The organism is Moorena sp. SIO2C4, from assembly GCF_010672485.1.
GTDB classification, from domain to species: domain Bacteria; phylum Cyanobacteriota; class Cyanobacteriia; order Cyanobacteriales; family Coleofasciculaceae; genus Moorena; species Moorena producens.
In genome coordinates this window covers 1-6581 of the sequence record NZ_JAAHGN010000378.1, presented here as the reverse complement: position 1 = coordinate 6581, position 6581 = coordinate 1, and the positions used below count along the sequence as shown (strand labels likewise).

The following is a 6581-nucleotide window of genomic DNA, read 5'->3' as shown; positions in this document are numbered from 1 at the left end:
AAAGTCTACGGAAGGAGTAGGCTTATTAAACTCAATGACTACTTCGCTAGGTCGGTCAGCTGGAGTCACTTTAAATAAGTAAATTTGCCTATCCTCAACAGAACGAGTAACTACTGTCAAAAGTGTGCTATTTGTCTTTGGTATACCAGGAATATCAAGTTGTTCAATCCGGCGCAAATGAATTACAGTTGCCTGATTATACTCACAGTTTTTTTTAGCAACTAAGTTATCTAAGCAACCATCGACATCAACAGCAACGAATGAGGGATTATCAATCCAGAGTTTTTCAATAACTTCCCCAGTAGAAATGAAACTGATATTTACTCCATATCCTGGAGCCAATGCTACTGGAATTGGGCTATTTTGAGGCACTGAAGATTGCCCAGAAGAGGTTAGACTTACCCGTTTGACTGCTATAGCTGAATTACCAGGATCTGCCCAAGCTGGCTTAGCTAGAAAAAGGGATAAAGCAAATAGTAAAAAAATCTGAGTTTTGGCTGGGGTAATTTTTAACTCTTGACCTAATTTGATTTCCAAGGCTGAAAAAAAATTAGTCATGGCTACTTACAAGCTCCTAAAATGAAAAATTCAAACGTCAAAATGTATAGCAATGGCAGTATAGTTTAGGACATACTATTGTGTTTTAAAGGGAACAGCGGATCCCCCCTAACCCCCCGCGCGGAAGGGGGGAACAGCGGATCTGGGAACAGGGAACAGAAATATGTCTTAACTTTTACTTCGATTGCTATAAGTATTGTCTTGATCCAGTCCCTCAGCTATCAGCTAAGTCCGTCTTCTGAATTCAGGGTTATGAATTCAGAAGACAGGCTACTACAGCTCAAAGGGTGTGTTGACAAAAACTTGTACGGAACTCCCGGCACCCATATACCACAATTTGGGCAAATTTTGTAGTCGGCGTGTTGCTGAAGCATTACGCTCTACAATGTCCTGAGCAAGAGGTTTAAACCCTCCCTCAAGCACTGCTCCCCATAGGTTGCGGTCTCGACTAGTGAAGGTGCTAGACTGGCTTGAGCCAAAACCACTGGAGGTGATAATTTGACTCCGTTCAGGTTGATTGAGTACTTCTCCGACTTTGGCAGCAGAACCAAACAAGAAGGCGATCATGTCATTTCTGGCGATATCATCAGAACCCCGATCCCAGACATTCGCCACCATGGGATTACCCTTATCTCCTCTGAGACTAATCACTCCTGGGGGTAACTGATATTCTTGGTCATCGATGATTAATGCGATCGCATCACTATTGACTAGTCCACTATCATCAACCATGTCACAGAGAAAGACAATTTTGGTACCAGCTTTGAGCAAAACTTGGTTATCTTGATCCACTAGAGGCTCACTCAGACGCACCACAAATCGTTCATCCAAATTTGGTTGTTGAGAATTTCGAGATAGGTTCGACTTTGTCCAAACAATTGGTGTAATTAATTCTCCAGCTGCTTCTTGACCAAAGGAAAATAGCTTCCGTCTGATCGGTCTCCCAGCTAAAATACTGGCTTCTTCTGAGATAGCAACTTGATCAGCAAAGATAACGGGAGATCCATTAAGGGGTTGGGGAGGATTGGGAGAGTTGGAAACTCTCTGTACAGCTGGAATTGAGTATGTACTAGCAATAGTAGAGCGTCCCCTGATCCCATTGTTTCGTTGGGCTACTGCTTGTGTTTGTGGGCTTGGTTCCATCATCGCCACATTTTCCTGTGGCGCTTCTGGAGTATTCACCGAACTCAAACCATAACTTCCCAGTTGGCTCAAAGCCAGCCATTGCTCCATGGGATCTATCTTTGGTGCTGGGGCTGGAGGAGGTGGAGGAGGTGTTGGTGCTTTTGCCACAGGGGGTGGTGTTGGTGCTCTCCGCACTGGTGCTGTCCGCACTGGACGGGGTGGGGGAGCTTGACGAATTACTACTGGTTGCTGCACTGGACGCGGTGGTGGGGGAGCTTGACGAATTACCACCGGTTGCCGTACTGGACGGGGTGCTGGACGGGTTGATGCTCTTACCACAGGAGGGGGTGGTGCTGAACGCACTGCTGGCCTAGGACGAGGTGGTGGAGCTGTTTTCGGTGATAGGGGTTCTTCTGACTTGGCAAGCTCTATGGTTGTTTTTGGTCTTTTTTTCTCTTGAATGGCTTGGATCTGTTTTTGTTGCTTGGCTAGGGCTAATTCAGTCTTCAGTCGTCCGATTTCAGAATCGGTCGCGTTTTCCGCTTCGTTATCAACACTGGTGGGAATCGGAGTAACTTTTTCGACCAATTTCTTCTTAGAAGACAAGGAGGTCATCCCTGTAAAAACTAATCCGGCGACTACAGCAATTGACCCAGTTACTGCACCAACCGAAGCACCTTTTGCCCAACCAGATTTGGCGAATTCCGCTTGGGTAACATTTAAGTCTGGATCTAAATCAGCGGTACCATCAGTCGATGCTATTACCCCCTGACTGCTAGGATTTTTTTCTTGGTCATAACTAGTATCAAATTGTAACAACTCCGCTAATGATTCTTCTGTCCATGTCGGGGCGGTATTCTCTGCACCACTGTTCTGCTGAATCAGAGTTTTTTTACTCATTTCTTCTTCAGATTTATGTTCGATGCTTTGGACATCAAAGTCTTTGAGATCTGATAGCTTCATAATTTCTCCCAGTTGCTGTAGTTATTCCAGTTGCTGTAGTCATTAGTCGCACAACACTGATGTATAAACAGGGACGGATGCACGGATTATTGGACTCTTGGAATCAGGACTATTCGACTCAGGATTCAGGTTTATTTCGAGTCTAAATCCTTGATACTGACCACCTCCAAACCTTTCTCTCTAGCCTTAGCAATAATTGGAGGTAGACTATCGTCTGCCATACCTGGTGAATACTTAGGAGGCTCCACTGCCCGTACATGCACCTGTTTGTTGAAGGGAATATAGGTAGGCAAATTATTGGTAGTATCTAGAACGGTTAACGTGCCAACCAAATCGATTGTCCATTCCCCTTCTTTTATTTTAATAGGTTCTCTGACAAATTGGGGGACAAAAGCAAATTGTGTTTTGCCCTTAAATACGTTGGATGGCGTTAAGTCTACTAACTTTAATAGAAACGGATCACGAAAATCATCGGCTAAGGCAAAGCTAGCTTTCCAGGCTTGAGTAGATATTTTACCTCGACGCCTACCTTTGCCATGAATTTCTACTCCTGGATCAGAGTCTAAGTTAGAAAAGGGAACGCCATCTTTTCCAGGTAATCGCCCTGTCCAAGTAAACAGGTCACTCATGGTTTTAATTGTAAATGCTTTAATTACCTCTGCTGTCCGTTCTTTATTCCCAATGGCTTCTACGGCAGTGGTTTCACCAGTCTTCAATTGCACTAAGGAAGGAGCTGGCTTATTAGCTAGCCTTGCTTGAGCGCCATACAACAGGGCTAGGAAAAACAGAATTAAGGTATTGTAAGCAAAGTTGCTGATTAAGATAATTCCCAGACTATCCGTCACATTGAAACTGGATAACCAAGTACTCTTCTTACCTCTTTGGAGAAATTTAAGCTTATTCTGAGGAGAACTATTCGTGCTGTCCATTTATTTCAAGCCTCCTAATACAAAAGCACTGAAGGAGTTTAAGCTATTAAAAATAGCTAGACCTCCTCCAGCGGCTAATACTAACGCTAGGATGGGGGCAATCAATCCAGCTACAAAAGCAAAAACTAATGGGTTATAACTCTCAGCATTAACAATTAAGGTGGCGACTAAACCAACAATAATGTTGTAGCATATTTTAACTAAACCGATGGAGAAAAAGCTAATTAACCAAGCGTAAATCGCCTTAGCTCCCACAGGTAATAATGTGGCCCCAACCGCTAATGGACCTAATAGTCCGGTTAGCAACATGGAAACTTCTGCTACCCACTGAAATGCCATCCCAATCGACATTAACCAACCCGTTACTGCGGTTTGTAAAGCAAAGCCAACTCGTTCAGTAACATTGAGAGGGTTAAGCAATGAACCAATTTGAGAGAGAAATGCCTGAGATGATGGGTTTAACGTTCTAGAAAACTCCTGTGCTTGTTGCTCTGCATTTGTTAAACAATCCACCTGTTGTTGAACATCGACGATAGCATCACATTGAGAAACCAAGGAATCAATAACCGCCTTCGCCCCAATATTTTCTGTCACAATTTGGTATGATTCTTGCAAAGAAATTCTGGCAGATGCGTTTTGCAGTAGTGAATTAGACGTATTGTTGATTACACTTCTGAGTCCTTGGGTGCCATTGGCTAACATTGCTCCATCATTGGCTAACAAAACCGCGACTAATAAGGGCCAGATGATCTCAGACCACATAATTGGCTCATCGTATTCTATTAAGGCTTTTGCCCATTGAGTCATGAATAGAACTAAGCTTCCCACGGCAAAAAACACCCCCAGTTTAGTGATCACAGCATACAACCCACCTCCGAGGACTTCACTCCACAGCTCATCCATGGCTTGTGCGATCGCAATTTGTCCGGTACGACCATTCTGGATAATTTGGGAGGCTCCATTACTAAATTGAGCGATTAAGTTGGGGGTGACTATCATTTAATGACTACCTCTTGACGTGATTAGTGATGGGATGAGCAGAGTGGGGAGAGTGGGGAGAGTGGGGAGAGTGGGTAGATGAGGAATTCACAGAGATCGGCAGACGGAGGAAATCCGGAAGATAAGGACAAGTAGACATGGCGATCGCTACACATGGGGATAAACAAATAAGTTAGGAATAGGGACAAGCAGGTAAGCCAGACCAAGGAGACATAGGAGAAATAGTTTTGAGTGGGAAGTATTGAGTGCGGAGTAATGAGTGGGGAGTATTGAGTGCTAAGTGCTAAGTGTTAAGTGCGGAGGGTGCGTGAGTTCAGAATTGATAATAATTGAAGAATTCTGCATCCAGATAACTGTTGACGGTCAACGGTTAAGGATTAACAATTAACGATCAACGTAAGCATTCAGCCGTCAGGTATCAGCTATCAGCTATTGCTCCTAGGCCACGCTACTTGAGGTGCTAGCAAGCGCTTTAACTGCACGGGGTCGGATGAGTAAAACGAGCAGGGATTTTCAACCAGCCGTACCAGCCCGTAAGCTTGGTTTACTACCTCCTGTTGATTAGCTGACGGCTGACAGCTGATAGCTGAATTCTTACCAGTCAACGGCCAACAGTCAACACCCTAGCTAACTAAAACAAGCCACTTAATGAGGTAATTCTCAAAGTTTCCATACCAGCGCCCAGTTTTTGGTATTGATCTGCCTGAGTTTGTCCATCCAAAGCACGAGAGATATTGCTCTGGAGCATGTTAGAAATTTCCTGTCGTTGCGCTTCCTCAACGGTAGCGGCTTGCAAGGAGCCGAGTATGGCGGCTTGACGAGCATTCTGAAGAGCGACTTCTTTGATCACATTCTGGGTAACTGTCTGATTTTGAGCTGTTTGTGCTGATTGCTCTACCTCTGAAACGGTATTCTGCATTTGCTTTAGCTCCCGGATTGACTGCTCCTGTCCTTCTTGACTCAGAACACGAGAGGCTGAGGCTCTAGCAACTTGCCTTTCTACTTCATTAGCAAGTTTGTCTCCTTCATAAATTGGGTAATCGCTTGTTTGGAGACTTTCCTCAATTGACGCTCTGACGTCTTCCACATCGGGGATACCTAAAACTCCCATGGAATCTTCCAATGCTGATTTCAAATCGTTGTCTATGGTTTCTGGTAGATTGGTAAACTCATCTAAGAAATTTGTAAAGTAAGACTTAACCTTCTGAAATTCCTCAACAAACGAGTCAACAAAACTATCGACAATTCCACCAGAAGCATAGGCTGGTTTAGGAACTGTTGTAATTAGGGTACTAATAATTAACAACTGTATCCAAGTTTTGGTCACATTTTTAGCCATGATTGAACTCCTAGATTGAATAGTTACGAAAAAATGCTGAAGGCTGAAAACTGAAAACTGAAAGCTAAACCATATAGCACTACCCATTGAGATTAGGACATTCCTAAACTCCGAAACGTAAGTAATCGCTTACTTTTGAATTCTGACTTATAACTTCTTACTTGCCCGTAGCGCTATAAAAGCGTATCCCTGACTTACCTAGATTATATCCTATTTTTATGGCTTAATTATGAAGTCGAACTTTTGCTCTCGGATCGGGTAACTTTGAATTCACAACTTGGACTTCTGAATTACGCATTTCTGCCATTTTTTTACTAGCATAATGCATAGCCATAATTTTATCCTGGGGATGTAAGCGCATTGCTGTCTGACGAATTGCTGATTCTTCAGGATTATTAGCAACAGCTGTTAACAGTGCTGAACCGGGATAAAATCGACAGTAGGTGTAAATCCCATTGTCATCGAGTAACCATTGAGAATACATTCCTTCTTGTTTAGGAAAAAATCCTTCTGTGGCATTTTTGTTAAGTCATCTTGACCTAGCTGAGCGTCCAGGATTAGAGGAATATCTTCTCCCAGAAGAGCTAGCGCTATATTTAAGTATGGTAGGTGAGGGGGGATGGTGTATAAATTTCGACCACACCACCCGTGAATGTCGTATTTATCCC

The 6581-nt window shown here is 43.5% G+C and carries 6 protein-coding genes and 1 pseudogene; all 7 read right to left on the bottom strand.

Annotation, left to right across the window (positions count from 1 at the left end; translation table 11 throughout):
- Window positions 1–558, bottom strand: a pseudogene (locus tag F6K20_RS19470) (hypothetical protein); the annotation flags it as partial.
- Between the two features lie 273 nt (window positions 559–831).
- Window positions 832–2646: a TrbI/VirB10 family protein gene (locus tag F6K20_RS19465; protein WP_287265793.1), complete on the bottom strand. Its 1815-nt coding sequence runs from the start codon at window positions 2644–2646 to the stop codon at window positions 832–834.
- 131 nt (window positions 2647–2777) lie between these two features.
- The gene (locus F6K20_RS19460; protein WP_009149098.1) at window positions 2778–3575 is read right to left on the bottom strand and encodes a hypothetical protein; all 798 of its coding nucleotides are present in this window, start codon (window positions 3573–3575) and stop codon (window positions 2778–2780) included.
- Window positions 3576–4574 carry a hypothetical protein gene (locus F6K20_RS19455; protein ID WP_009149099.1) on the bottom strand — a complete coding sequence of 333 codons (999 nt, stop codon included), beginning with the start codon at window positions 4572–4574 and terminating at the stop codon, window positions 3576–3578.
- A gap of 425 nt (window positions 4575–4999) precedes the next feature.
- On the bottom strand, window positions 5000–5179 hold the full coding sequence (locus F6K20_RS19450; RefSeq protein WP_158026195.1) for a hypothetical protein: 180 nt from the start codon (window positions 5177–5179) through the stop codon (window positions 5000–5002).
- A 26-nt stretch (window positions 5180–5205) separates the two neighbouring features.
- Window positions 5206–5913 (bottom strand): hypothetical protein, encoded by a 708-nt coding sequence (locus F6K20_RS19445; RefSeq protein ID WP_009149100.1) that lies wholly within the window; start codon window positions 5911–5913, stop codon window positions 5206–5208.
- A 223-nt stretch (window positions 5914–6136) separates the two neighbouring features.
- Window positions 6137–6397, bottom strand: coding sequence for a hypothetical protein (locus tag F6K20_RS19440; protein ID WP_287295709.1), 261 nt, complete (start codon window positions 6395–6397; stop codon window positions 6137–6139).
- Window positions 6398–6581 lie beyond the last annotated feature (184 nt).

Coding starts and splice junctions, on each gene's coding strand:
- F6K20_RS19465 (WP_287265793.1), bottom strand. CDS start 2,646: ATGAAGCTATCAGATCTCAAAGACTTTGATGTCCAAAGCATCGAACAT.
- F6K20_RS19460 (WP_009149098.1), bottom strand. CDS start 3,575: ATGGACAGCACGAATAGTTCTCCTCAGAATAAGCTTAAATTTCTCCAA.
- F6K20_RS19455 (WP_009149099.1), bottom strand. CDS start 4,574: ATGATAGTCACCCCCAACTTAATCGCTCAATTTAGTAATGGAGCCTCC.
- F6K20_RS19445 (WP_009149100.1), bottom strand. CDS start 5,913: ATGGCTAAAAATGTGACCAAAACTTGGATACAGTTGTTAATTATTAGT.
- F6K20_RS19440 (WP_287295709.1), bottom strand. CDS start 6,397: ATGTATTCTCAATGGTTACTCGATGACAATGGGATTTACACCTACTGT.